Origin of the sequence: Shewanella sp. LC6, assembly GCF_006385735.2 — a bacterium.
In the GTDB taxonomy this organism is placed as follows: Bacteria; Pseudomonadota; Gammaproteobacteria; order Enterobacterales; family Shewanellaceae; genus Shewanella; species Shewanella xiamenensis.
Genome location: NZ_CP043902.1, coordinates 1,326,658 through 1,351,497 on the forward strand (window position 1 = coordinate 1,326,658; position 24,840 = coordinate 1,351,497).

Below are 24,840 nucleotides of genomic sequence, written 5' to 3' on the forward strand. Positions count from 1 at the left end.
GAGATGAGTAATAGCCTTATGATGAAATACGGTACCCTTGGTTTGTTGCTGCTAGCGGGATTCCAATGGTCAGCGCTGGCGACAGAAACTGAGAAGCGACAGGATTACAAATGCTATTTAGATACTAATCAGGGGTTTAAGCTGATTCGTTTCTCGTGGTTTGAATCTAAAGTCAATGAGTATCTGCTTACCTTGCCCGGGACACAGCTACCGCGTTTACCTCGGGATAAGCCGATTCCACTCTATGCGAAAGCAGTACTTGAGTGTGTAAAAATGAGTGAGCCTTTTACGCTCGAACAGGCAAAGCAAGCCGAGCTTGCGCTCGATAATCAGGGTTAACTTGGCCTGTGGTATCAACATTGAAAATGCCGATGGGATAAATCCTATAGTGACTTATCCCATCGTTTAAGGGGGAAACCCCAAACTCAAAAAGCCAAGGTTTGAGTCTTCATAAGTAAAACGTAAGACTGGCGCACTTTCAAGAAAGTGGCGTGTTAAGACACTTGTTCATTCAGATACTCAAGCCACTTGCTCGGATGACCGTAAAAATGGCTGTGATTGAGTAAACGCAGATTTCCCTCACTTGTCGTGAGTGCTACTGAAGGGAAACCTTGGGCACCCAGCTGATTCATCAGCGCCCGTGATGCCAAAATGTGCTGGTAAAACGTGTCTTCATTTTGGGCAAATTCCTTCGTAAAGGCAGCGCCATCTATTCCCATTTTTTCCGCTAAAAGATGTAGATTCTGTTCATCGCTGGCGCTTTTGCCATCGCGATAATGGGCGAGTTGCACTGCATGTAGGTAAGCTAGCTCATTGCCCCCTAAGGCTGCAACGGCAAGCATAGCTCTAATGGGGGGCGCAGAATCCAGTACAATGCTGGTATCACGTAATAAGCCTTCATAATAGTTTTCACCAAAGGCTTGTCCGGTTAACGCGGCAATCCGTTGATCATGGGGCATCACATAATCGCGCCATTGGTTATCAATCTGTTTGCGCCTTGGGCCGGTGAGCATGCCACCTGCGTGGAGTTTGATGGTAAATCCGGCAGCGGCTGCTGCATCAAACAGCGGTGCGGCTGCGTAACACCAACCGCACAAGGGATCGATAATGGCATGTAACACGGCCTTAGCTTTCATGGTGGTATTGATAGTTGGGTTCATCGCAATTATTCCTACAAAAAACAGTCTTTTGTTCTGGCTTTTTGGCTTAAGGGCTAGCCTAAGCGCGAATGTCAGATTGAATGGGACATGGAGATATCCATGCCCCTATTCCCTTACATTGGCCAGCGCATTTCACCCATGATGACTTTGGCACTGATCTCAAGCCCTGCATCTAAAGGAATTTGTGGGTAGAGCTTGAGCATCTTGGCGATTAAGTCCGCAGAATCTTTTGCTGTTTTGGCTGCCTTTTCAAAGGCATTAATATAATCGCGAGTAAAATCGATGGCGCGCTTATCAAATCTGGCATCACCGAGATAATGTCCAGGGATAACCTCTTTGGGAGATAAGGCTTCCATCTTTTCTAAATGGGTTAACCAAGCTTTACGCGACTCAACACTTTGGGTATCTGCCATCCAAACATGGGTGTTATCAAACACTTCAACGCCACCAGTGATGGTTTTAGCCGACGGTATCCACAGGTAGGTATGCTTAGGGTGAGCATCCTCTAGTCCTTCAATCAGTACTTGTTCACCGTCGATACTAAAGCGATTGGTGGTGACCACCTTAGGCAGCACTAATTGTCTCGGGGCATTGTCCTTTAAAATCGGTCCCCAGTAGGCCAGTTTGCCTTCCATCGAGGCTTTAATGTCATCGACTGTGGTTTGAGTGGCAACGATTTCGACCTCGGGGAAGTTTTGCTTAATCACATCCAATCCAAAGTAAAAGTCTGGATCGCTATGGCTGATATACACCAAGGTAAGCTTTTTACCGCTGGCTTTAATGGTATCCACTAAGGTTTGGGCATCATTTTTTTGAAATTGTGCATCGACCAGCATCATTTCATGTTCACCGCTAATAAAGCTTGAAGATACCGCAAAAATACTGTTTTCGCCTGGATTAAAATGGCTCACTTGCAAAGGTGCTGCCTGAGCAGTAGCCATTCCCGCCACCAGCATGGTTGCGGCTAACTGGGGTTTCAAAGAGGTTAATTTTAGAGCATTCAATAGTGTCATTTCTGTTCTCACTTATTCATTCAAATAGGATTCGGTGATTTGCACTGCTGCAAAAGTGAGCTTAGTTTAGGTTGCAAAAAACGTTAGATAAACACGGAAACTTGCGCTTATTTGTTGCATAATCCGGATGAATCAACGTTTGAAACTGATTATTTAGTGCAAGGCAATCAACACAAGGGACGGATAAACCATGGATAGACTCGAAGCGGCAAAGGTTTTTGTGACTATTGTTGAACGAGGCAGCATGATTGGCGCCGCCGAAGCGCTGGATATGTCGCGTTCTATGGTAACCCGTTATTTGGCCGAGATGGAGGAATGGTCGGGGGCACGCTTACTGCACCGTTCGACAAGACGTTTGAGCCTGACCAGTGCGGGCGAGCAAGTGCTCGATTATTGCCAGCGCTTGCTTGAATTAGCGCAGGAAGTCCCCGCGGTCAGTCATGTACAAAGCGCCCAACCGCGAGGATTGCTGCGGATCAGTTGCTCACAATTTATAGCGCATTTACTCCTTCCCACGGTCGTGCGTCCTTACTTAGCCCAACACCCGCAGGCGAGTGTGAACTTTCATGTTAGCAGTCAAACCGTTGATTTAGTTGCCGAACGTATTGATCTTGCCATACGTATCACTAATGAGCTCGATCCTAGTCTAATCGCCAGACGTTTAGGGGAATGTGAGTCCGTGGTCTGCGCCGCACCGCGTTATCTTGCAACCCATTCACTTATTAGCCATCCCGAGGATTTGACTCGGCATAACTGTTTAACCTATTCCTATTTTGGCGATGTGATGTGGCGCTTTACTCAAATTATTCATCCTGATGGTATCGAGGCGGGGCAGCTTTTTAATATTCCCGTAAGAGGTAACTTAAGTGCCAATGATTCTATGGTGGTACTAAACGCTACTTTGGCGGGGGAGGGGATTGCCATGCAGCCCTTGTGGGCGGTTAAACCGCATCTCGACTCGGGGGCATTAGTGCCACTGCTGCGGGAGTTTAAACCTCAATCCTTGGGCGTATATGGGGTGTATCAATCCCGTAAACATATGCAGCCCGCCTTAAGAGTGATGATGGATATGCTAGTGGCCTACTTTGCTAGCATGAACCAGCATGAATATAGTGTCAGCCTGAAATAACGGAAAATCCTCACCCTAAATTCAATGCAATAAAAAGGAGCTTAACTCTTTCGAGTTAACCTCCTCAGATACACGCTTGCCTAGATTCTAGATTCTAGATTCTAGATTCTCGATCTATTTCGTCATGCGCTTGTATTTCAGGCGGTGTGGTTCAACCACATCGGCACCATAGGTGTTCTTCAACCATGCCGAGTATTCGGTGTAGTTACCTTCGTAGAAGTTCACTTGGCCTTCGTCGCGGTAGTCCAGAATGTGGGTCGCGATACGGTCTAAGAACCAACGGTCGTGCGAGATCACCATAGCGCAACCTGGGAATTCGAGAATCGCTTCTTCCAGTGCGCGCAGGGTTTCAACGTCTAAGTCGTTGGTTGGTTCGTCGAGGAGCAGTACGTTACCGCCAGCCTGCAACAGTTTGGCTAAGTGAACACGGTTGCGCTCACCGCCCGATAGAGTACCGATAATCTTTTGCTGATCCGCACCACGGAAGTTAAAGCGGCCAACATAGGCGCGACTTGGAATTTCCATGTTGTTGATGCGCATGATGTCTTGACCACCAGAGATTTCTTGCCAAATGGTGTTCTTGTCATTCATCGAATCGCGGAACTGTTCAACCGACGCCAGTTGTACTGTTTCACCTATCTCAATGGTGCCACTATCAGGTTGCTCGCTGCCAGACAGCATGCGGAACAGGGTCGATTTACCTGCACCGTTGGCTCCGATAATACCGACGATCGCGCCTTTAGGAATCGAGAACGACAGGTTATCGATTAGCACGCGATCACCATAGGACTTGGTTAAGTTTTTCACTTCGATGACTTTATCACCTAAACGTGGTCCAGGCGGAATAAACAGCTCGTTGGTTTCGTTACGTTTTTGGTAATCTGTGGTGTTCAGCTCTTCGAAGCGCGCCATACGGGCTTTGCCCTTAGACTGACGGCCTTTCGCACCTTGGCGAACCCATTCTAATTCTTTTGCAATGGTCTTTTGACGCGCGCTTTCAGCGGCCGATTCCTGCTTCAAGCGAGCATCTTTTTGCTCAAGCCATGAAGAGTAGTTGCCTTCCCATGGGATACCCTCACCACGGTCAAGTTCTAAAATCCAACCAGCAGCATTGTCGAGGAAGTAACGGTCGTGGGTAATCGCCACAACGGTGCCCGAGTATTCCTGCAGGAAGTGTTCGAGCCAAGCGACTGATTCGGCGTCCAAGTGGTTGGTCGGTTCGTCGAGTAGCAGCATCTCTGGCTTTTCCAGCAGCAGACGGCAAATCGCCACACGGCGGCGCTCACCACCCGATAAGACTTCAATCTTTTCATCCCAATCAGGCAGACGTAGCGCGTTCGCCGCGCGCTCAAGGATGTTGTCTAGATTGTGAGCGTCCTGCGCCTGAATAATCGCTTCAAGTTCGCCTTGCTCTTTGGCAAGCGCGTCGAAGTCCGCATCGGGTTCTGCATAAGCGGCATAGACTTCGTCTAAGCGTTTGAGGGCATTTTTTGCTTCAGAAACCGCTTCTTCAATCGCTTCACGCACGGTTTGCGTTGGGTCGAGTTTGGGTTCCTGTGGCAGGTAACCAATCTTCAGCCCTGGCATTGGGCGCGCTTCACCCTCAATCTCGGTATCGATACCGGCCATAATGCGCAGTAGGGTGGATTTACCTGAACCGTTAAGACCTAACACACCGATCTTGGCGCCGGGGAAAAAGCTTAAGGAAATGTCTTTAAGGATCTGCTTCTTAGGCGGAACAACCTTGCCCACCCGCAACATGCTGTAAACAAACTGAGCCATTTTTCTGCATCTATAAGTGACTAATGATGCGGCTAATTCTACTCGATTGCGCGCCGAACTCAACTCGGCATTGAGGCGCATTCAAGCTAAAACTGTAGGATTTTCATGTTTCAGAGACTGGGATTGTCGGCTCGTTACGAGTAGAATACCGCGCAACCCTACCTACAAGAATTGGCAGCTGGAGTAAGCAATGCTGAAAAAAGATATGAATATCGCAGATTATGATCCGGAACTGTTCAACGCAATTCAGAACGAAACTCTGCGTCAAGAAGAGCATATTGAGCTGATTGCTTCTGAAAACTACACCAGTCCACGCGTGATGGAAGCGCAAGGTTCACAACTAACGAATAAGTACGCCGAAGGCTATCCAGGCAAGCGTTACTACGGCGGTTGTGAGTATGTGGACGTAGTTGAAACCTTAGCGATTGAGCGTGCAAAACAACTGTTTGGCGCGACTTACGCAAACGTACAACCTCACTCAGGTTCTCAAGCAAACAGCGCCGTTTACATGGCATTGTTAAAACCAGGCGATACCGTTTTAGGTATGAACCTCGCTCACGGTGGTCACTTGACCCACGGTTCACCTGTTAACTTCTCCGGTAGACTGTACAACATCATTCCTTACGGCATCGATGAATCAGGCAAAATTGACTACGACGAAATGGAACGTCTGGCGGTTGAACATAAGCCTAAGATGATGATCGGTGGTTTCTCTGCTTATTCAGGTATCGTTGACTGGGCAAGAATGCGCGAAATCGCAGACAAAATCGGTGCTTATCTGTTTGTCGACATGGCACACGTTGCGGGTCTTATCGCCGCTGGTGTGTATCCAAACCCAGTGCCACACGCGCACGTTGTGACCTCAACCACTCACAAGACCTTAGCCGGTCCTCGTGGCGGTATCATTCTGTCTGCTGCCGATGATGAAGAGTTATACAAAAAGCTGAACTCTGCGGTATTCCCAGGCGGTCAAGGCGGTCCTTTGATGCATGTTATCGCGGGTAAAGCGGTAGCCTTCAAAGAAGCTTTAGAGCCAGAGTTCAAAGCTTACCAACAACAAGTGGTTAAGAACGCTAAAGCTATGGTTGAAGTGTTCTTAGAGCGCGGTTACAAAATCGTTTCTGGCGGTACTGACAACCACTTAATGCTGGTGGACTTAATCGGTCGCGACCTGACGGGTAAAGAAGCCGATGCCGCTTTAGGTAGCGCGAACATCACAGTAAACAAAAACTCTGTGCCAAATGACCCACGTTCTCCATTCGTGACCTCTGGTGTACGTATTGGTACGCCTGCGATCACTCGCCGTGGCTTTAAAGAAGCTGAAGCGAAAGAGTTAACCAGTTGGATCTGTGACATCCTCGACGATGCTCACAATCCAGCGGTCATCGAGCGCGTAAAAGGCCAAGTATTGGCACTGTGCGCCCGTTTCCCTGTTTACGGTTAATTCGTTAATTTATCCGAATATATCGGCTAAGTTCACAACAGCTTAGGTCGTTAAGCTTAGGTGGTTAACCTCAGCCGATAAATAGGATAAAATCCCATGGCCGCATTAAGCGGCCATTTTTATTGCTAAAATCTTAGACTTAAACCTGCTCGGTTTAAGCAAGATAGGCTTTATTCCATTCACGGCAGGAGGCTCAATGCATTGTCCATTTTGCAGCGCGACAGATACTAAAGTGATCGATTCCCGATTAGTGGCGGAAGGCCATCAAGTGCGTCGTCGCCGAGAATGCACCGAATGCCACGAAAGATTTACCACCTTCGAAGGCGCCGAATTAGTCATGCCACGGGTGATTAAACGTGATGGCACGCGTCAACCCTTTGATGAAGAAAAGCTGCAAGCAGGTATGTTACGCGCGGTCGAAAAACGCCCCGTGTCCATGGATGAAATCGAGCAGGCCTTAAGTAAAATCAAGTCAACGCTGCGGGCGACTGGCGAGCGTGAAGTGCCATCCGAGATGATAGGCAACTTGATGATGGAACAGTTAATGAGCCTAGACAAGGTTGCCTATATTCGTTTTGCCTCGGTTTATCGCGCCTTTGAAGACGTCTCCGAATTTGGTGAGGCGATTGCGAAACTGCAAAAGTAACATGGGTTATCTTAAGTTAGTGCTTAGGTTCGTGCTTAGGTTCGTGCTTAGGTTCGTGCTTAGGTTAGTGCCTCGTTTTGCGCTGCATTCGGGCACGCTTCCTCAAGATTTCATAGGGTTTATATGAATTGGTCAGAACTCGATAACCAGATGATGAGCCGAGCCATACAACTGGCTCGCAAAGGATTTTATACCACTCGCCCCAATCCCAGTGTGGGCTGCGTTATCGTAAAAGATAATCAGATTGTCGGTGAAGGTTATCATCAAAAAGCCGGCGAGCCCCACGCCGAGGTGCATGCACTGCGCATGGCTGGCGAGCTTGCCCGTGGCGCGACCGCCTATGTCACCTTAGAGCCTTGCAGCCATTATGGTCGTACGCCGCCCTGCGCCTTGGCGCTGATCAATATCGGTGTAAAACGTGTGGTGGTGGCGGTTGAAGATCCCAATCCTCAGGTCGGTGGTCGCGGTATTCAAATGCTGCGCGATGCGGGCATTCAAGTGGATGTCGGTTTACATCGCGATGAGGCCTATGCTTTAAATCTTGGTTTTATGAAGCGCATGGAGTCGGGCCTACCTTGGGTGACGGTAAAGCTTGCCGCGAGTCTCGATGGTAAAACCGCATTATCCAATGGTGTCTCTAAGTGGATTACAGGCCCCGAAGCTCGCCGCGATGTGCAGCGTTTACGTTTGCGCGCCTGCGCCATAGTAACTGGGATTGAAACCGTACTGGCCGATGATCCATCCCTCAATGTGCGCTACTCAGAGCTTGGCAGTCTTAACTCACTATTGAGTGAGGCGCAAATTTTACAACCGCTACGGGTGATTTTAGACAGTCGCTGCCGCATGCCGATTAAGGCAGCTTTGCTTGCGATTGAATCGCCGATTTTATTAGTCTCAACTGAGCCATACTCGCCAGCCTTTATGGCGCAGTTGCCGTCCCATGTGACTTGTCTTCAATTACCGGCGATTGATGGTCGCATCTCGCTGCCCACACTCTTAAGCTATTTAGGCAAAAACTGTAATCAGGTGCTTATCGAAGCGGGCGCGACCTTAGCAGGTGCCTTTATCGGCGCGGGATTAGCCGATGAGTTAGTACTGTATCAAGCGATGAAAATTCTTGGCGCACAAGGACGTAATCTACTCGAATTACCCGATTATCAAATGATGGCCGATATTCCGACCCTCAAACTGGTCGATGAGCGTAAAGTGGGCGCGGATACGCGTTTCACCTTGCGGCTCACGTCCAATCCATCTTTAGCGAATAAGTGAGTTAACCATGTTTACTGGGATTATTGAGGCCGTTGGCACGCTGCGAAAGCTTGAACGTAAAGGCGATGATATTCGTTTGACGGTCGCCAGTGGCAAACTGGATTTAAGCGATGTGCGTTTAGGCGACAGTATCGCCACCAATGGTGTGTGTTTGACTGTGGTTCAGCAATTAGCCGATGGCTATGTGGCGGATGTGTCGGCTGAAACTGTCAGTCTCACAGGCTTTGCTAACTACAAAGTGGGTACTAAGGTTAATCTTGAAAAAGCCGTTACCCCGACAACTCGCCTCGGCGGGCACATGGTGAGCGGCCATGTGGATGGCATTGCCACCGTTGAGCAGCGTTTGGCGCGGGGCCAGGCGATTGAGTTTTGGTTAGCGGCGCCTACGGAGCTGGCTCGCTATATCGCCCATAAAGGTTCTATTACCATCGATGGCGTGAGCCTCACGGTAAACGAAGTCGATGGACACCGTTTCCGATTAACCATAGTGCCCCATACCGCGGGTGAAACCACGTTGGTGGATTTGAAAGCCGGCGATAAGGTGAATATTGAAGTGGATTTAATTGCCCGCTATTTAGAGCGTTTAATGCGCTTTGATACTAAAGAAACCCAAGGCGGTGGGGTGACCATGGAAATGTTAGCCCGTGCTGGCTTTGTGCGTTAGGGCACTGGCACTTAGCTCACTTAGGTATAGAATTTCATAACAACAGTAAAATCATAAAGGTCCTACAATGGCGCTGCACAGTATAGAAGAGATCATCGAGGATATTCGTCAAGGCAAAATGGTTATTTTGATGGATGACGAAGACAGAGAAAACGAAGGCGACCTGATTATGGCGGCCGAGTTGGTGACGCCAGAAGCGATTAACTTTATGGCGAAATACGGTCGTGGACTCATCTGCCAAACCATGACTAAAGCTCGTTGCCAGCAGCTAAATCTGCCCTTGATGGTAACCAATAACAATGCGCAGTTCTCGACTAACTTTACGGTATCGATTGAAGCTGCCGAAGGCGTAACCACCGGGATTTCGGCCCATGATCGCGCCGTAACGGTAAAAGCTGCCGTGGCTAAAGATGCCAAAGCGTCGGACTTAGTTCAGCCTGGGCATATCTTCCCATTAATGGCGCAGGACGGCGGCGTGTTAACCCGCGCTGGCCACACAGAAGCAGGTTGTGATTTAGCCCGTTTAGCGGGGCTTGAGCCGTCGGGCGTGATTGTTGAGATCCTCAATGAAGACGGCACCATGGCCCGCCGTCCTGATTTAGAGATTTTCTCTGAAAAACACGGCGTTAAAATCGGCACTATTGCGGCGCTGATTGAATACCGTAACACCAAAGAAACGACCGTTGTGCGTGAAGCAAAATGCAAACTGCCAACCCGTTTTGGTGAGTTCGATATGGTGACCTTTAGGGATACTATCGACAACCAATTGCACTTTGCCTTAGTGAAGGGCGAGGTGAAACCTGACTGTTTAGTGCGGGTGCATTTACAGAATACGTTTAACGATCTACTCCATTCTGAGCGCGATCAGCAACGCAGCTGGCCGCTCGAAAAAGCGATGGCGCGGATTTCTGCCGAAGGTGGTGTGTTAGTATTGCTTGGCAATCAAGAACATCCCAGTGAAATCCTCGCTAAAGTCAAAGCCTTTGAGGCGGAAGATCAAGGTCAGACGCCCGTGTCAGCCAAATGGCAAGGTACTTCACGCCGTGTCGGTGTAGGTTCACAAATTCTGGCCAGTTTAGGCGTGACCAAAATGCGACTCTTAAGCTCGCCTAAGCGTTACCATTCACTCTCAGGCTTTGGGCTTGAAGTGACCGAATACGTGGCGGAGTAACAGGCCGAGCTTGTTAGACGTTACACTAAGGTAAAATTAATCATTTGTATAATTTGCATAGGGCTGTGGGCGATTGACTGTGGTATTATGTCGCCACTTTTCGCCCAAGCCGGGTGCTTTAGCTAAATTAGGTAAGAAAATGAACGTAGTTCAAGGTAATATCGAAGCGAAGAATGCCAAAGTTGCGATTGTAATTTCGCGTTTTAACAGCTTTTTAGTTGAGAGCCTGCTTGAAGGTGCACTTGACACGCTGAAACGTTTTGGCCAAGTCAGTGATGAAAACATCACTGTCGTCCGTGTACCTGGTGCGGTTGAGTTACCACTGGCTGCACGTCGTGTTGCCGCAAGTGGTAAGTTTGACGGTATCATTGCACTTGGTGCTGTGATCCGTGGTGGTACCCCTCATTTTGATTTTGTTGCAGGCGAATGTAACAAAGGTCTAGCTCAAATCGCATTAGAGTTCGATCTGCCCGTTGCCTTCGGTGTATTGACGACAGATACCATTGAACAAGCTATTGAGCGTTCAGGTACTAAAGCGGGTAACAAGGGCGGCGAAGCTGCGCTAAGCTTGCTTGAAATGGTCAACGTTCTGCAACAGCTTGAACAACAGTTGTAATAGTAGGAAAAATAATGAAGCCTTCTGAGCGCCGCAAGGCCCGCCGTTTAGCCGTTCAAGCCATTTATTCATGGCAACTAAGCGGGAATAATATTGCCGATGTCGAGCATGAGTTTTTAACTGAACAGAGTCTCGATGGTGTAGACGTAGCTTATTTTCGTGAGCTATTTGCAGGCGTAGCAACTAAGAAAACCCAATTGGATGAGTTGATCATTCCACACTTAGATCGCCCCATTGATGAGGTGTCTCCAGTGGAGAAAGCCATAGTGCGCCTAGCGGCCTATGAGCTGACTTTCCGTAAAGATGTGCCATTTAAAGTTGCCATTAACGAGGCGATTGAACTGGCTAAAGCTTTCGGTGCGGATGAAAGCCATAAGTTTGTTAATGGATTACTCGACAAACTGGTTGCACGTAAGTAATAAGGACAAACGGTATCTTAGGATACCGTTTTTCATTGCTAACAAAGGTGGCCGATGTGAGTCGCGCCAAACTGTACAGTGAAAGAATTCCAGCTTATTGAATGTTATTTCAATCACCGCGGCCCAACACGCCGTGATGTCAAATTGAGTATTGGCGACGATTGCGCCCTTGTGCAGCCCGCCGAAAACAAGTCGATCGCCATTTCCTGCGATACCTTAGTCGAAAATGTTCACTTCTTCCCCGATATGCCACCTCAAGCCTTAGGTTACAAAGCCTTAGCGGTAAATCTTTCTGATTTAGCGGCAATGGGGGCCGAGCCTGCGTGGATGACGCTTGCACTCACTTTGCCAGAGGTTAACGAGACCTGGCTGAGTGGTTTTAGTGAAGGCCTGTTTGAAGCGGCAGAATATTATGGCATCGCCTTAATAGGTGGTGACACAACTCGCGGGCCTAGGGCAATTAATATCACAGTGCACGGGCAAGTCCCCCATGGTAAAGCCTTGACCCGTCATGGCGCTAAGGCCGGTGACTGGATTTATGTAACGGGTACGCTTGGTGATTCTGCGTTAGGGCTGGACTTGATCCGCGGCGTGCAACATGCGCGAGCGGAGCATAAAGAGTTTTTGATTAATCGCCATTATCGACCCACTCCTCGAGTATTGGCTGGGCAATCATTGCGCTCTTTGGCATCCAGTGCCATCGATTTATCCGATGGTTTTATCTCGGATATTGGGCATATCCTCAAGGCATCAAAGGTTGGCGCTGTAGTCGATGTGGGGGCGATTCCTTTGTCGCGCGCGATGCAAGATACCGTGAGCGAAGAACATGCATTAGGCTATGCGCTGACGGGGGGCGAGGATTATGAACTGCTCTTTACCGTGCCTGAGTCACAAAAAGGTGCGTTAGAAACCGCCCTCAGCCATGCTGGTACTAAGTTTGTCCGTGTTGGGCAAATCTGTGCGGGCAGTAAGCTTAAGTTGCAACTTAATGGTGAGCTATTTACGCCACCGTACCACGGTTTTGAGCATTTTTAATGAAGTTGTTATCCCAAGATCAGGCGCTGTCGCGCCTGTCCCTTAAAAATCCTATTCATTTTTTAGCCCTCGGTTTTGGCAGTGGTTTAGCGGCTAAGGCGCCAGGTACTTTTGGTACTTTGGCGGCAGTCCCGCTCTATTTATTATTGGCCCAGTTGCCCTTGTGTTGGTATTTAGCCGTGACCTTAGTGTGCGTACTCGCGGGGATTTATATCTGCGATAAGGCCGCTAAGGACATGGGCGTACATGACCATGGTGCGATTGTGTGGGATGAAGTTGCAGGCCTATTAATCACTATGATTGCCGCTCCTGCTGGTATTCTGTGGCTTGCTGTCGGTTTTGTGCTGTTTCGGCTATTCGATATCCTAAAACCTTGGCCGATACGTTGGCTCGACGCCAAAGTTGAAGGTGGTTTCGGCATTATGATAGACGATGTATTAGCAGGATTTTTTGCACTTATTTGTCTGCAAGTGATTGTCTTTATTAGCCAATAATATCTTTAGTTAACCCAAACTAAAGTTCGTTACCCTATAAATGCCAATGCCTTATCTGCTGTAGATAAGGCATTGGTTATAAAGCTTTATTTTCGTTGCAGTGGCTTACTGTATTTTTACTGTAATAGTTCTCGTGCATTGGCGAGAGTGTTAGAAGTAATTGTATCGCCACCAAGAAGTCTGGCTAATTCTTGGATACGTTGCTCCCTATCCAAAGGCATCATTGTGGTTTCTGTACTGCCCGCCTTGTTGAATTTATTCACAAACATATGTTGATGGCCATTACCAGCAACTTGAGGTAAATGGGTTACACAAAGTACTTGAGTCGATTCTCCTAGACTACGCAGCATTCGTCCAACCACAGCTGCGGTCGGGCCTGAAATTCCGACATCCACCTCGTCGAAAATCAGGGTAGGAGTGGCAACCTTTTTCGCGGTAATCACTTGGATGCCTAAACCGATACGCGACAATTCACCGCCAGAGGCTACCCGTGAAATCGGTTGTAAAGGCTGGCCTGGGTTGGTGGTGACCATAAACTCTATATTATCGCTGCCATTTACCGACATAATCTCGGGATTAAAATTCACTTCAATGGTGAACTTACCCTTGGGCATGTTGAGTTCGTGGATAGATTGAGTCACTAACTTATCCAGTTCTTTCGCATAACGGGCGCGGCTCTGGCTCAGTTTTTGTGCGTTCGCTAAGTAAGCGGTTTTACTCGCTTCAACTTGGAGTTGGATTTCCTCTAACTTAGTTTCATCGTCATCGAGGGTTGTGAGTTCCGCTTTGAGTGCCAAATGATGTTCGGCTAATTTGTCAGGGCTAACATGATGCTTACGGGCCAGTTGCATAGCCTTTGAGAGTCGTTCCTCTAAATAGGCAAAATGCGCGGGATCGAGTTCGAGTTTACTCAGGTAATGCTGTAATTCTCCCGCGCTCTCTTGTACTTGAATTAGGGCCTCATTCAACATAGTACTCACATTGGTTAATGCGGGATCATAGCTTTGCAAATTTTCAGCAAGGCTTACAGCCTTGTTAAGCAGTGACTCAATATTGCTCTCTTCGCCATCTGTGAGTAAATATAGGCTGGCTTGGCAGCTATCCACCAGTTCAGTGCCATTGGCGAGGCGTTTATGCTCTTGCTCAATGTCCTCAAATTCACCGACCTTGAGGTCGAATTCATCTAGCTCTTCAACTTGATATTGCACCAGCTGTTTTCGGGCAATACGTTCATGCTGTGAGGCTTCTAATTGCTTGAGTTCGGCTTCGATTTGTTTGCAGCGTTGATAGCTTGCTGCCACTGTGTCTATCAGTAGTCTGTGATTGGCGTAGCTGTCGAGCAAGGTGAGTTGATGCTCACTCTTTAGCATAGCATGGTGGGCGTGCTGCCCATGGATACCGACCAGCAATTGCCCGAGTAATTTCAGTTGAGTTAACGGCACAGGATTGCCATTAATGTAGGCGCGTGAGCGGCCATCACTGCCAATAGTTCGACGCAGAATACACTCATCATCAAGTTCGAGATCGTTATCTTCGAGCCAACGTTTGGCAAGGGGAACATCGTGTAGTGAAAATCGAGCACTGACTTCGGTTTTACTTGCACCAGGGCGAACACTACTGGCATCGGCACGATTACCTAGGCACAAACCTAAGGCGTCGATGGCGATGGATTTACCTGCGCCAGTTTCACCAGTAATGCTGGTCATACCGGGACGAAAATCCAGTTCGAGAAAACGGACGATAGCGAAATTATTAATGCTGAGTTGGCAAAGCATAATGAGTTCCTGTCGAATAACTTACCAAATCACTGTATTGATAAACAGTATATACTGATTTTATATACAGTAAAGTGGCTTTGGGTAAATATTCGACACATTGCAATAAGCTAGAGTTTAATCGCTTGTTTATGAATAGGTTTTAACAAGTTGCTCTAAAATAGGTAAGCTAAAAAAAGTCACTATAGTGCCAAATAATATCCCCTGCGCACTGGTTGAGGCTTGGGTGTTATAGCGCTGAGCAAGTAAATAGACGCTGGCCGCCGTAGGTAAGGCACTGAGGATTACACCCATCACTAAGTAATCTCCACTAACACCAACGCTTTTAAGCATGAAGAAAACCAATGCGGGTTGTAGGATTAATTTAAAGAGGTTGATAAGGCTAAGTTCGATAAGATTCGTCAGGCTAAATACCTTGCTATCTTTTTGGTAGCGCATGGCTTTGGCTAATACCATACCAACGGCAAATAAAGCGCAGGGGCTTGAGGTATTGCCAATTTGTTGGATCATCATGGCTACGCCAGAGGGCAGTGTTATCCCCAATGCCGAAATTGCAATGCCGATAAAGCAGCCGATAACGATGGGATTTTTAACCACAGCTAAACACATGATCACTACGGCGTGGTGTTGTCTGTGGGTATTTGTCGTAAGCTCCAGCGAGACCAAGGCCACGGCAAACATAAGCACGGACAATAAACTGGCTATGGCGGCGGCAACTAGGGCGCTTTGTTGTTCAGGAAATATAATCACCAGCAGCGGAATACCAATAAATGCGGTATTGCCAAAGGTGGCATTTAAGGCGCGCACGGCGGCAATTGCATGCTGTTTAGGATTGAAAAGTAAGGATATACCAACACAAATCAGATAAATCATCAGCATGGCGGCGCTATAGCCTGCAATAAATCCCCATTGCAGAATTTCTTGAATCGGTTGCTGCGCCAGTGCAATCAAGAGAATGGCAGGAAACGCAATATAGTAGACATATTGATTGAGCACTTGGTCGGTTTCTACTGGGAGAAAACGCAGTTTTTGTACAAGTGTGCCGAGCAGCATGATCCCGAAGACGGCAAACAGAGGGGTTAAAATGGTCATATCCCTCACTCATCCTTTTGTGTTTTTGCTTTCCCGCAAGAAGACGTTGTGGGTGCGCTAGCAGGGAATAATACCTAGGGTAATTGACGATAATCGGTGTTAGCGCAGTAAACTTATTGGCAAAATAGCATAGGATTAACCTTGGAAGCTATTGCGCTATGGTCGTAGAAATGAATAATTCTACGTTTAAAACACAATGAGTTAGTGCCTTATACCTGTGAGCGGCACTCACGCTAAACGATGGGATTGAACATGGCTGATGATGTTGGCGCTGAGCTGCAGTTAATTTATCTGTTTGTGCATTTGGTGAATGCGGGCAGTTTTTCTCAAGCCGCGAAAGTGCTCGATATGCCTATCGCCACCGTGAGCCGTAAGCTGGCCAAGCTTGAAGAAAAACTCGATAAGCAATTGTTTATGAGAAGTACCCGTAAGCTGAGGTTAACCGAGGAAGGTTTAGCGTTATTTCAGCGATATCAGAGTGCGATTGCGCAGTTCGATGAGCTCAGTGGCATTGGCAGCGATAAACCTGAAGGCACATTGCGGATAGCTGCGCCAATCTCAATTATTTCAATTATCTTTATTCACGCATTAAACGAGTTTGGCCGTTTATATCCCGATATTCGTTTACACATTTCCCAAAGCAATGAGTTAGTGGATTTAATTGATAAAGGGATTGATGTCGCGATTGTCGGTGGTGCACAGCCTGATTCTTCTTGGGTGTCGAGTACTTTAGGTGAGCTTGATTATCGTTTGTTTGCAACGCCGGAATATTTAGCCCTTGCCCCTGAATTAACCCATCCCGATGATCTTGAAAACCATCAGCTGATCAAAGTTTGGCCGCTGTTTAATTGGCATTTAAAGCATCCTAATGGCGAGTCTTTCTATTTTAATGGCCCAACAAAACTCACGCTCACGGATCTCCATGGCGCGATTCAAGCGACCTTAGACCATGGTGGTATTCTGTATGGGCCAGAATTATTCGTAAAACAACAGATTAAAGAAGGGCGTTTAAAAGTGCTCTTACCGGAATGGATTGGCGAACAACGTAGAATTTCGATTCTTTATCACCAGCGTAGTCAGCAACCGCTGAAAGTGAAGGTGTTTATCGAGTTTATGCAATCCAAAGCGCCCGAACTTTTTTCAATGGCTTAAGATTAACGTTTACGGGGTTTTAAAGTATTTTGGCTCATGGAGTTTTGCGTTTGCTTAGCATCTTGCAGGCTCGCGCGGGTGGCGGGCACAATCCCAAGCTCACGGTAATAATTCACTAAACGGCGTAATTCAAATAGAGAACCAATACGGTTTTGCCCGCCTATGGTGAGTTTCCAGGTATCGGTAAGGCCTTCGCTGTTGGTTAAAATAAAACCTTGATAAACAATTTTTTTCATATTGAATGGGTTATAGAGTTGACTCTATCCTCCGGTGATTCAAACCCGTCGCTGATGCTACCTAAGCAGTAAAAATGTTAGGTAACATCACCGGATTTTCAAGGCAACTGAAGAGATAAACCCTAGACCTTAAAAGGGTTTATTATGCGACGCTGATCCCGATATTCGATACACCCGCTTCGATAATCTCTTTGCGTAAACCCTTCACTAATTCGGCAGTAATCTTAGGGTTTTCTTCGATAATTTCCAGCAGGGTATTTTGTAGCGCGCGCTCTTCTTCCATCACTTCATGGGCGAAGACGTAGTCATCTAAGGCATCATCGGTTAACTCTACATCGCTGATAGTCTCGATATAGTTCGCCACAGTGCTTGAGGATAACTTGCTGATATTGGTTATATCTTCCTCAAGGTTGGTTTGAATCGCCCCAAGCAAAGTGGAAAGTGCAACCACGGCATCCATTGCTGGGTATACGCCATAGCTATCAAAATCGGCAGGATCTGGGGTGTTATCTTCTAAGCGTTGCAGATGCACATCGATGTTGAATTTCAGCTTATTGTCGTACTGGGATTGCCAAAGAAGCTCGAGCACAGTGCTTAATACCGCAGGATCACCAAACTCACAAACCTCTGAAAACAGTTGATAGTTAGGCAACATTCGTTGGCAAAGGGCAATGGCAAAGAGTTTTTTCTGTGGTAGTTCTAGCGCTTTTAAACGCTTAAAGAAGCCCGTTTTTTTGGTCATCTGTTATTTCCGCTGATAGCTGTGATAGCACTTGTTTTGCCGCCGATTCTACCTTAGTTAGCTCATCAAGTAACTCTAGTATTTCCGGTTCGAGATCTTCGACACGGGCATCACGTTTCAATGCCGATTCAATCTCTTGGCATAATCGCTGTGTGGTCGGCACCCCGCAATAGCAACTGGCGCCATGAAGTTTATGGATAGTGCTGAGCATCGTGGTTTGATCGTTTTGACTCAGTGCCGTCTCTATCGCTGAGACCGTTTGAGGTAACGATTCCAATAACATGCGTAGCATATCTAATGCTAGGTCAGACTTATGGTTAGCTTGGGTTAAGCAAAGATCCCAGTTGAGGGTATGTAAATCAAAGTGAGTGAATTTGGGCCGAGTGATCCAGCGGTTTATCTCTGCTTTAAGTGCGGCTTCATCTATGGGTTTGGGCAAATAACCATCCATGCCACTACCTAAAATTAGCTCACGTTCCTCGGCAATGGCATGGGCGGTCACGGCAATAATCGGCGTATTGCGGTTCATCGACCCTTGGCGAATTTGCTTGGTCGCACTGATGCCATCGGTGCCAGGCATTTGAATATCCATAAAGATAAGATCAAAAGTGCGAGTCTTTGCCTGTTTTACCGCTTCTTCACCGCTATTGACAGCGATAACGGTAGTGACTAGTTCGTTAAGCAGCGTATCAATCAGTTTTAAATTGGCGAAGTTATCGTCCACCGCTAATACGGTAAGCGATTGGCGCGCCGCTGGAACTGTAATATTTGCGGGTGGTAATAGGTCATATTCCATTGGTGGATAGAGCATATTACGCGCCAGTTGGTGCTCGCTTACTGGCAGAGACAATACCACGTCAGCATTGGGGCGAATAAACTGACTTAACATGTCTTGCTCTTGGCAGTCGAATAGCACGACTAAACAATCTGTTTTTGTCTTGGCTAGATTTAACGTACTCACCAATTGATTGGGATTGCTAAATCCATGGCAACTCAATAACACATAATCAAACGGATGCTCAGTCGTTGATAGGGTTGTCAGCAAACTAGGAATATGTTGATGATGAGTGACCTTAGTATCCCACTGTGTTAGTTGGCGACTAATCACTGAATGGGTGAGCACTCTGGGCTCATAAAAGAGCACGGTTTTATCTTTCAGTTTTTCAAGCGGTAGTGAATCACCAATTTGGAATTGACCAAGGCCCAAAGGCAGCGTAAACCAGAAGTTCGAGCCCTTATCCACCGAAGAGGTAAAGCCAATTTGGCCGCCCATTTGATTGACGAGGCGTTTGGTGATGACTAATCCAAGCCCTGTTCCGCCAAAGCGGCGGGAAATCGAGGAGTCCGCTTGACCAAAGGCTTGGAACAGGAAGTCTTGCTGACTTTCATCAATCCCAATCCCGGTATCGATAACATCACAGCGCAGTACCACTTGTTCATCGGTCTGCGCTTGTAATTCTAATTTAACCAGTACGCTGCCTGAGTCGGTAAACTTGATAGCATTGCCCACTAAGTTATTGATAATTTGGCACACTCGCATGGCATCGCCGTTAACGTTGTCGGGGACGTTGGGCGCAATATCGACGACCAATTCCAGCCCTTTGGCCTGCGCGCTACCGGAGATTAAAGTGATTGTCTCACCTAGGGTTTCCCTTAGGCCGAATGGCATGCTTTCTAGCACCATTTTGCCGGCTTCGAGTTTCGAGAAGTCGAGAATATCGTTGATAATCGCCAGTAGGTTGGTGGCGCTACGCTCGATGGTGTTAATGTAATCGACTTGGCTCGAGTGCAGCGGGGTTTTAACGAGCTGACGGGCAAATCCTATCACGCCGTTTAATGGGGTGCGCAGCTCGTGGGACATGTTCGCCAAGAATTCCGACTTAATACGACTGGCCTCCAGCGCGCGTTTTTTGGCTAAATCGAGCTCGACGTTTTGGATCTCAATCTGTTCTAAGGTTTCCCGCAGATCCGATGTCGCCTGATCGATATTTTGCTGCATCTCATCGTGGTATTCCGATAACGATCCTGCCATGGCATTAATGCCGCGTTTTAGCAGATCCAGCTCGCCGATAAGATTGCCTTCGAGCCGCGCATCCAGTTTACCCTCACGGATTTTGGCGACCACCCGCACCATTTCGGTAATCGGCTGGGTGACGTTTTTAACCAGACGAAAGGTAAACAACAGGTTCAATTGCACCCCAATCAACACGATAATAAAGGCGGCCACGGCGGCTCTGTGTTGCTCTAGCAAGGCGCGTTCTTTATTGATAATGACCGAAATATAGCCGAGTAACTCGCCATTATCGGTTTGGATATCAAAATTTGCAGGCTCGCCACCCGTAGGCTGAGCGGTTGCAAAGATAGGTGTGCGTAGAATAAGGCTGTCGCCTACATGTTCAATTTCGGTTTTATGCAGATTGGTTAGTGCCTCTTTGTAGCGCATGATCTCGAAATCTTTATGGTAGTGCGATGTAACAAAGAGTTGATTATGGATATCAAAAATCGCAATCGATTTAACCAGCGTGGATTTATTGAGTTGGGCTGCGGCAAGGAGTCTTTTCGTTGCTTCCCTATCATTACCGACCAGTCCCACTTCGCTGGCAATCGCTAAAGGCTCGATAATATTACTGCCCTGCTCAATCAGCGTATCTTCGAGTTCATAGAAGCGATTTATGGTAAAGTAGCTGCCCAGCAGAATACCGACTAAGATCGTCGGCGCAAGCGCAAGCACCAGAACCCAGGAACGTAAGCTGTATTTGGTCATGTTGTTGACAGGGTTCATAGCCGCAGCGCAGTTTCCTAAGTTCTAGGGACGATATAATTTTATAAGACTGCCAGAAAAAGGGCAGTCTTGACCAGTTTTTTATTGATTTAGAGGCCGAAATGGCACAATTTTTTAAAGCAAAACCAAATAGTTCCAAGCAATTGTCCGCGAAGCAATCCTTTAGCGTGCAACAGCTCGATCACCTTGGGGCAGGTATAGCACAACATCAGGGAAAAGTCGTATTTATCCCCGGCGCCTTGCCCAGTGAAACCGTGCAGGCGCAGCTGACCGAACAAAAGAAAAACTATGCCCGAGCCAAGCTGATTAAAGTCGAGACGCCAAGCGCTGAGCGAGTCACGCCGTTATGTCCACACTACCAAAGCTGTGGTGGCTGTGATTTGCAGCATATGTCATTAACGGGGCAGCGCGAGCATAAGTCGGCGGCCTTGATTGATATTATGGCCAAGTTTGCCGGCGCCGAAGGCAACTCCGTGCCCGCATTGACAGGCGAAGGCTGGCACTATCGCCGCCGCGCACGCCTTGCGACCCTATTTGATAAAAATACCAAGCAGTTGAGCTTAGGGTTTCGTGCATCGAGCAGCAACCAAGTCGTGCCTATTGATAGCTGTTTAGTCTTGGCTAAGCCCTTAGCGGATTTAATCGCCCCGTTTGCTAAGTTACTTAATCAACTTGCGGCCAAATCGAGTCTTGGGCACTTAGAATTGATTGACGCCGACAATGGTCATTTTGCGGTAATTCGAATCACTAAATCCTTAAACGATAAGGATATGGCAAAGCTTGCGCAGTTTGCCGAGCAGCATCAAATCCATATTTGTTTACAAGACAACAACGGCGAGTTCCATGGAGTAAATGGCACGCTGTTATTGCCCGTTTACCAGTTGCTCGATGATAAAGCTGATGCAACCCCTGTGAGCTTAACCTTTACCCCTGGCAACTTTGTGCAAGTCAATGCGCAAATTAACAAGGCCATGGTGGCGCAGGCGTTAGACTGGTTAGCACCGCAGCCGGGTGAGCGCATTCTCGATCTCTTCTGCGGTATGGGGAACTTCAGTTTGCCTTTAGCTAAACTGGGCGCCGAAGTGATTGGGGTTGAAGGGGTGCCAGAAATGGTTAGCCAAGCCCGTGAAAACGCGGCTGCAAATGGCTTAAGCAATTTAACCTTTTACCATGGCGACTTAAGTGCCGATTTATCCTGCGAGCCTTGGATGGGCAAGATTGATAAATTGCTACTCGACCCTGCGCGCGCGGGTGCATTTGAGAGTTTGCAATGGCTTAAGAAGATGAAGCCCCGCCAAGTGGTGTATGTGTCTTGTAATCCGGCGAGCTTAGCCCGCGACAGTGCGGTGTTGCTCGAACGTGGCTACAAGTTACAAAAGTTAGGCTTAATCGATATGTTCCCGCAGACACATCATATCGAAGCCATGGCGTTGTTTGAGCTTGCAAAATAAGGCTTATCGGTGGGGCAAGGTTTTCTCACTTGCCCGCGTTATTTGAGTGTAAAGTAAGCAAAGCGTTTGAATAACGTAAAAAATGTGAAGTTTCGTCTCGTTGGGTTTGACAAGTCCGTGCCAATGCTGAAGATAGGAGTGCCGAGGTGGTGCCACTTTTCTCTGAGCACGAATAAGGAAACAAATTAAGATGGTCTCTGTTCGCGAAGCGCACTTTAATGATCCCGATTTTCATCTTGAAGAGTGGGTGGCTCGCTATGTTAGTCATGTCGATGAGGCGCAAACCTTACTCGCCCTGATTGAGCAGGTCGATGCTTTACCCGCTAAGAGTCCTGCCGCGAAAAGAGAACTGCTCGAACGTGCCCGCGAGATGATTGAAATCCTCGCGCCGCTGAATATGGACATTGAGACGCTGCAAGCGGCCATCCTGTTTGTGGTGTTTGATGCCGGTTTATTAGATGAAGAAGCGATCAAAGAAAAGTTTGGTGAGCCGCTGGCGCGGTTAGTCGCCAGCGTGGTGACCATGGATGCCATTGGCGCGTTAAAAATCAATCCCAATAGCCGCTCAACTGAGCCGCAAATCGACAATATCCGCCGCATGTTGCTGGCGATGGTCGAAGACGTGCGCGCCGTGGTGATAAAACTGGCCGAGCGTGTTTGTTTGCTGCGCGCCGTGAAAAATGCCGACGAAGAAACCCGCGTCTTGCTGGCCCGTGAAATTGCCGATATCTATGCGCCGCTCGCTAACCGTTTGGGGATTGGTCAGTTAAAGTGGGAATTAGAAGATATTTCCTTCCGTTATCTGCATCCAGATACCTACAAGGACATTGCCAAACAGCTTGATGGTAAGCGGTTAGACCGCGAAGTCTATATCGAAAAATTTGTCGAGCAGTTGCAGCAGCGCCTCGATGAGGATCATATCCGCGCTAAGGTGTATGGTCGTCCAAAACATATCTACAGCATCTGGCGCAAGATGAAGGGCAAACACCTCAAGTTTGATGAGTTGTTTGACGTGCGCGCCGTGCGGATTGTCACCGAACGTTTGCAGGACTGCTACGGCGCCTTAGGGGTCGTGCACACGCTATGGCACCATATTCCACGCGAGTTCGACGACTACGTGGCCAACCCTAAACCTAACGGTTATCAATCCATCCATACGGTTGTGGTGGGGCCTGAGGGGAAAACCGTTGAAATTCAAATTCGTACCCAAGATATGCATGAAGATGCAGAGCTTGGGGTTGCCGCGCACTGGAAATATAAAGAAGGTAATCACTCCGGTAAGCAAAGCGGTTACGAAGAAAAAATCAATTGGCTGCGAAAAATTCTGCAATGGCAGGAGGACGTGGTCGAAAGCGGCAACTTGGTCGAAGAAGTCCGCAGCCAAGTGTTTGAAGACCGAGTCTATGTGTTTACCCCAAGCGGTGAAGTGGTTGACTTGCCACTTGGCTCAACCGTGCTCGACTTTGCCTATTATATTCACTCGCAGGTCGGCCATAAGTGTATCGGTGCTAAGGTCGATGGCCGCATTGTGCCGTTTACTTATCAGGTTGAAACGGGTGAGCGTATCGAGATCATTACCTCGAAGCACCCTAATCCTAAGCGCGATTGGCTCAATCCAAACTTAGGTTATATCCGCACCTCGCGGGCGCGCTCGAAAATTCAGCATTGGTTTAAGCAGCAAGACCGCGATAAAAACATTATCGCCGGTAAAGAAATGCTCGAAGCCGAGCTGGCGCGAGTGAGCCTTAAAATCAAAGATGCAGCCATTGCCGTTGAGCGCTTTAATATGGCGAGTATGGACGACTTACTTGCGGCAATTGGCGGCGGTGATGTGCGGTTACATCAAGTCGTTAACCATATCCAAAGTAAGTTGCGCCTCGATGAGGCTAGCGAAGAAGATGCAGTTGAAGAATTAGTTAAGAAGAGCCAACCCAAATCTGGTACCAACAGCCGTGGGCAGGTGGAAGTGAATGGCGTGGGTAACTTACTTAGTCATATCGCCCGTTGCTGCCAGCCCGTGCCAGGGGATGAGATTTTAGGCTTTATCACCAAAGGGCGTGGTATTTCGGTGCATCGCTCCGACTGTGAGCAGGTGAAAGAGTTGATGCGCGTTCACCCAGAGCGTGGCGTCGATGTGGTTTGGGGCGAAAATTACTCCGGCGGTTATCGTATGCGTCTGCGCGTATTAGCCCATGATCGCAGCGGCTTATTGCGGGATCTCACCTCAGTACTCGCCGCCGAAAAGTCCAATGTACTTGCCATGAGCTCGTCATCGGATATTAAGAATCAAACGGCAGCCATTGAGCTGGAATTAGAGCTTTATAATCTCGATGGCTTATCGCGGGTGTTATCTAAGCTCTCCCAAGTTGATAGCGTGATAGAAGCAAGACGGCTTTAAGGTTAGCAATACCTTTCGAAGCGATTAGCCTCGAAATTAGCAATATGGAAAACTTTGATAAGAGATATAGATTGGGGGGGCGGAGGCTGTTCACCATTCTGAGCAATGGCATTTGCTCCCCGACGCGCAGCGAGTCCGTCCTTGGATGCTCGACCGCCCCATCCGTGGGGCGGACGGTCGTCTCGCAAATCACCATTGCTCAGCTTCCTAGCATCGTTGTTGGCTGTAGGTTTTAAAGAGACACACAGCATGCTTTGGGACATTCCCGAGTTAAATCCTTAACTCTAACTAGTTTGTTTCGGATTAAAAATTCTATGGAGATAACGCCGCCAGCATGAGCAGCTTTGTCTTGGGGGCGAAGTCGGAGGAA

At 47.9% G+C, this 24,840-nt stretch carries 22 protein-coding genes; 14 read left to right on the forward strand and 8 right to left on the reverse strand.

The genetic code is table 11. The features are described 5' to 3' along the window. Positions 1–3: 3 nt before the first annotated feature. On the forward strand, positions 4–339 hold the full coding sequence (locus FJD32_RS05885; RefSeq protein WP_037421095.1) for a TapY2 family type IVa secretion system protein: 336 nt from the start codon (positions 4–6) through the stop codon (positions 337–339). A gap of 155 nt (positions 340–494) precedes the next feature. On the opposite strand, the gene FJD32_RS05890 is transcribed toward FJD32_RS05885, so the two are convergent. Together FJD32_RS05890 and FJD32_RS05895 are read right to left on the reverse strand one after the other, a co-directional pair. After that, entirely contained in the window at positions 495–1,160 is a 666-nt protein-coding gene (locus FJD32_RS05890; RefSeq protein ID WP_140906922.1) for a DsbA family protein, read from the reverse strand. Positions 1,161–1,273: 113 nt separating this feature from the next. Next, positions 1,274–2,173: an MBL fold metallo-hydrolase gene (locus FJD32_RS05895; protein ID WP_140906923.1), complete on the reverse strand. Its 900-nt coding sequence runs from the start codon at positions 2,171–2,173 to the stop codon at positions 1,274–1,276. A 190-nt stretch (positions 2,174–2,363) separates the two neighbouring features. Between FJD32_RS05895 and FJD32_RS05900 the strand changes: the two genes are divergently transcribed. After that, the gene (locus FJD32_RS05900) at positions 2,364–3,302 is read left to right on the forward strand and encodes a LysR family transcriptional regulator (protein ID WP_140906924.1); all 939 of its coding nucleotides are present in this window, start codon (positions 2,364–2,366) and stop codon (positions 3,300–3,302) included. 114 nt (positions 3,303–3,416) lie between these two features. Here FJD32_RS05900 and ettA read toward each other — a convergent pair whose 3' ends face one another. Next, the gene (ettA, locus tag FJD32_RS05905) at positions 3,417–5,084 is read right to left on the reverse strand and encodes an energy-dependent translational throttle protein EttA (protein WP_047534771.1); all 1,668 of its coding nucleotides are present in this window, start codon (positions 5,082–5,084) and stop codon (positions 3,417–3,419) included. Between the two features lie 190 nt (positions 5,085–5,274). Between ettA and glyA the strand changes: the two genes are divergently transcribed. The 9 genes from glyA to FJD32_RS05950 all read left to right on the forward strand — a co-directional run bounded on the left by glyA (position 5,275) and on the right by FJD32_RS05950 (position 12,842). Continuing rightward, positions 5,275–6,528: a serine hydroxymethyltransferase gene (gene glyA, locus FJD32_RS05910; protein WP_055648585.1), complete on the forward strand. Its 1,254-nt coding sequence runs from the start codon at positions 5,275–5,277 to the stop codon at positions 6,526–6,528. Between the two features lie 196 nt (positions 6,529–6,724). Then, positions 6,725–7,174: a transcriptional regulator NrdR gene (gene nrdR / locus FJD32_RS05915; RefSeq protein WP_011073317.1), complete on the forward strand. Its 450-nt coding sequence runs from the start codon at positions 6,725–6,727 to the stop codon at positions 7,172–7,174. A 123-nt stretch (positions 7,175–7,297) separates the two neighbouring features. Further along, positions 7,298–8,443: a bifunctional diaminohydroxyphosphoribosylaminopyrimidine deaminase/5-amino-6-(5-phosphoribosylamino)uracil reductase RibD gene (ribD, locus tag FJD32_RS05920; RefSeq protein WP_055648584.1), complete on the forward strand. Its 1,146-nt coding sequence runs from the start codon at positions 7,298–7,300 to the stop codon at positions 8,441–8,443. Between the two features lie 7 nt (positions 8,444–8,450). Beyond that, the gene (locus FJD32_RS05925) at positions 8,451–9,107 is read left to right on the forward strand and encodes a riboflavin synthase (protein WP_011716201.1); all 657 of its coding nucleotides are present in this window, start codon (positions 8,451–8,453) and stop codon (positions 9,105–9,107) included. A gap of 67 nt (positions 9,108–9,174) precedes the next feature. After that, positions 9,175–10,278 (forward strand): bifunctional 3,4-dihydroxy-2-butanone-4-phosphate synthase/GTP cyclohydrolase II, encoded by a 1,104-nt coding sequence (gene ribBA / locus FJD32_RS05930; RefSeq protein WP_047534781.1) that lies wholly within the window; start codon positions 9,175–9,177, stop codon positions 10,276–10,278. A 139-nt stretch (positions 10,279–10,417) separates the two neighbouring features. Beyond that, on the forward strand, positions 10,418–10,894 hold the full coding sequence (gene ribE, locus FJD32_RS05935) for a 6,7-dimethyl-8-ribityllumazine synthase (RefSeq protein ID WP_011073313.1): 477 nt from the start codon (positions 10,418–10,420) through the stop codon (positions 10,892–10,894). Between the two features lie 14 nt (positions 10,895–10,908). Next, positions 10,909–11,313 (forward strand): transcription antitermination factor NusB, encoded by a 405-nt coding sequence (nusB, locus tag FJD32_RS05940; protein ID WP_011073312.1) that lies wholly within the window; start codon positions 10,909–10,911, stop codon positions 11,311–11,313. A 78-nt stretch (positions 11,314–11,391) separates the two neighbouring features. Next, on the forward strand, positions 11,392–12,348 hold the full coding sequence (thiL, locus tag FJD32_RS05945) for a thiamine-phosphate kinase (protein ID WP_055648583.1): 957 nt from the start codon (positions 11,392–11,394) through the stop codon (positions 12,346–12,348). Next, entirely contained in the window at positions 12,348–12,842 is a 495-nt protein-coding gene (locus FJD32_RS05950) for a phosphatidylglycerophosphatase A (protein WP_037426249.1), read from the forward strand. The genes thiL and FJD32_RS05950 overlap by 1 nt, the downstream gene beginning before the upstream one ends. Positions 12,843–12,958: 116 nt before the next feature. Here FJD32_RS05950 and recN read toward each other — a convergent pair whose 3' ends face one another. Together recN and FJD32_RS05960 are read right to left on the reverse strand one after the other, a co-directional pair. Beyond that, entirely contained in the window at positions 12,959–14,617 is a 1,659-nt protein-coding gene (gene recN / locus FJD32_RS05955; protein WP_037421122.1) for a DNA repair protein RecN, read from the reverse strand. 129 nt (positions 14,618–14,746) lie between these two features. After that, positions 14,747–15,709 carry an AEC family transporter gene (locus FJD32_RS05960; protein ID WP_037426245.1) on the reverse strand — a complete coding sequence of 321 codons (963 nt, stop codon included), beginning with the start codon at positions 15,707–15,709 and terminating at the stop codon, positions 14,747–14,749. A gap of 252 nt (positions 15,710–15,961) precedes the next feature. On the opposite strand from FJD32_RS05960, the gene lldR reads away from it, so the two are divergent. Beyond that, positions 15,962–16,861 (forward strand): LysR family transcriptional regulator LldR, encoded by a 900-nt coding sequence (gene lldR / locus FJD32_RS05965; protein ID WP_055648582.1) that lies wholly within the window; start codon positions 15,962–15,964, stop codon positions 16,859–16,861. A gap of 2 nt (positions 16,862–16,863) precedes the next feature. Here the strand turns inward: lldR and FJD32_RS05970 are convergent, their stop codons facing one another. From FJD32_RS05970 to barA, 3 genes are all read right to left on the reverse strand, one after another. Further along, a complete protein-coding gene (locus FJD32_RS05970; RefSeq protein WP_037421131.1) occupies positions 16,864–17,097 on the reverse strand; it encodes a DUF3319 domain-containing protein in 234 nt (77 codons plus the stop codon). A gap of 142 nt (positions 17,098–17,239) precedes the next feature. Further along, positions 17,240–17,839 (reverse strand): YjaG family protein, encoded by a 600-nt coding sequence (locus tag FJD32_RS05975; protein WP_037421135.1) that lies wholly within the window; start codon positions 17,837–17,839, stop codon positions 17,240–17,242. After that, a complete protein-coding gene (barA, locus tag FJD32_RS05980; RefSeq protein WP_140906925.1) occupies positions 17,814–20,621 on the reverse strand; it encodes a two-component sensor histidine kinase BarA in 2,808 nt (935 codons plus the stop codon). The genes FJD32_RS05975 and barA overlap by 26 nt, the downstream gene beginning before the upstream one ends. Before the next feature lie 101 nt (positions 20,622–20,722). On the opposite strand from barA, the gene rlmD reads away from it, so the two are divergent. Together rlmD and relA are read left to right on the forward strand one after the other, a co-directional pair. Then, positions 20,723–22,072 carry a 23S rRNA (uracil(1939)-C(5))-methyltransferase RlmD gene (rlmD, locus tag FJD32_RS05985; protein WP_055648579.1) on the forward strand — a complete coding sequence of 450 codons (1,350 nt, stop codon included), beginning with the start codon at positions 20,723–20,725 and terminating at the stop codon, positions 22,070–22,072. 190 nt (positions 22,073–22,262) lie between these two features. Beyond that, complete coding sequence (relA, locus tag FJD32_RS05990) at positions 22,263–24,470, forward strand: GTP diphosphokinase (RefSeq protein ID WP_037421144.1); 2,208 nt, start codon at positions 22,263–22,265, stop codon at positions 24,468–24,470. Positions 24,471–24,840: the final 370 nt, after the last annotated feature.

Bases quoted from the DNA above. Each gene is read 5' to 3' on its own strand.
- FJD32_RS05885 (WP_037421095.1), top strand. From the start codon at position 4: ATGAGTAATAGCCTTATGATGAAATACGGTACCCTTGGTTTGTTGCTG.
- FJD32_RS05890 (WP_140906922.1), bottom strand. From the start codon at position 1,160: ATGAACCCAACTATCAATACCACCATGAAAGCTAAGGCCGTGTTACAT.
- FJD32_RS05895 (WP_140906923.1), bottom strand. From the start codon at position 2,173: ATGACACTATTGAATGCTCTAAAATTAACCTCTTTGAAACCCCAGTTA.
- FJD32_RS05900 (WP_140906924.1), top strand. From the start codon at position 2,364: ATGGATAGACTCGAAGCGGCAAAGGTTTTTGTGACTATTGTTGAACGA.
- ettA (WP_047534771.1), bottom strand. From the start codon at position 5,084: ATGGCTCAGTTTGTTTACAGCATGTTGCGGGTGGGCAAGGTTGTTCCG.
- glyA (WP_055648585.1), top strand. From the start codon at position 5,275: ATGCTGAAAAAAGATATGAATATCGCAGATTATGATCCGGAACTGTTC.
- nrdR (WP_011073317.1), top strand. From the start codon at position 6,725: ATGCATTGTCCATTTTGCAGCGCGACAGATACTAAAGTGATCGATTCC.
- ribD (WP_055648584.1), top strand. From the start codon at position 7,298: ATGAATTGGTCAGAACTCGATAACCAGATGATGAGCCGAGCCATACAA.
- FJD32_RS05925 (WP_011716201.1), top strand. From the start codon at position 8,451: ATGTTTACTGGGATTATTGAGGCCGTTGGCACGCTGCGAAAGCTTGAA.
- ribBA (WP_047534781.1), top strand. From the start codon at position 9,175: ATGGCGCTGCACAGTATAGAAGAGATCATCGAGGATATTCGTCAAGGC.
- ribE (WP_011073313.1), top strand. From the start codon at position 10,418: ATGAACGTAGTTCAAGGTAATATCGAAGCGAAGAATGCCAAAGTTGCG.
- nusB (WP_011073312.1), top strand. From the start codon at position 10,909: ATGAAGCCTTCTGAGCGCCGCAAGGCCCGCCGTTTAGCCGTTCAAGCC.
- FJD32_RS05950 (WP_037426249.1), top strand. From the start codon at position 12,348: ATGAAGTTGTTATCCCAAGATCAGGCGCTGTCGCGCCTGTCCCTTAAA.
- recN (WP_037421122.1), bottom strand. From the start codon at position 14,617: ATGCTTTGCCAACTCAGCATTAATAATTTCGCTATCGTCCGTTTTCTC.
- FJD32_RS05960 (WP_037426245.1), bottom strand. From the start codon at position 15,709: ATGACCATTTTAACCCCTCTGTTTGCCGTCTTCGGGATCATGCTGCTC.
- lldR (WP_055648582.1), top strand. From the start codon at position 15,962: ATGGCTGATGATGTTGGCGCTGAGCTGCAGTTAATTTATCTGTTTGTG.
- FJD32_RS05970 (WP_037421131.1), bottom strand. From the start codon at position 17,097: ATGAAAAAAATTGTTTATCAAGGTTTTATTTTAACCAACAGCGAAGGC.
- FJD32_RS05975 (WP_037421135.1), bottom strand. From the start codon at position 17,839: ATGACCAAAAAAACGGGCTTCTTTAAGCGTTTAAAAGCGCTAGAACTA.
- barA (WP_140906925.1), bottom strand. From the start codon at position 20,621: ATGAACCCTGTCAACAACATGACCAAATACAGCTTACGTTCCTGGGTT.
- rlmD (WP_055648579.1), top strand. From the start codon at position 20,723: ATGGCACAATTTTTTAAAGCAAAACCAAATAGTTCCAAGCAATTGTCC.
- relA (WP_037421144.1), top strand. From the start codon at position 22,263: ATGGTCTCTGTTCGCGAAGCGCACTTTAATGATCCCGATTTTCATCTT.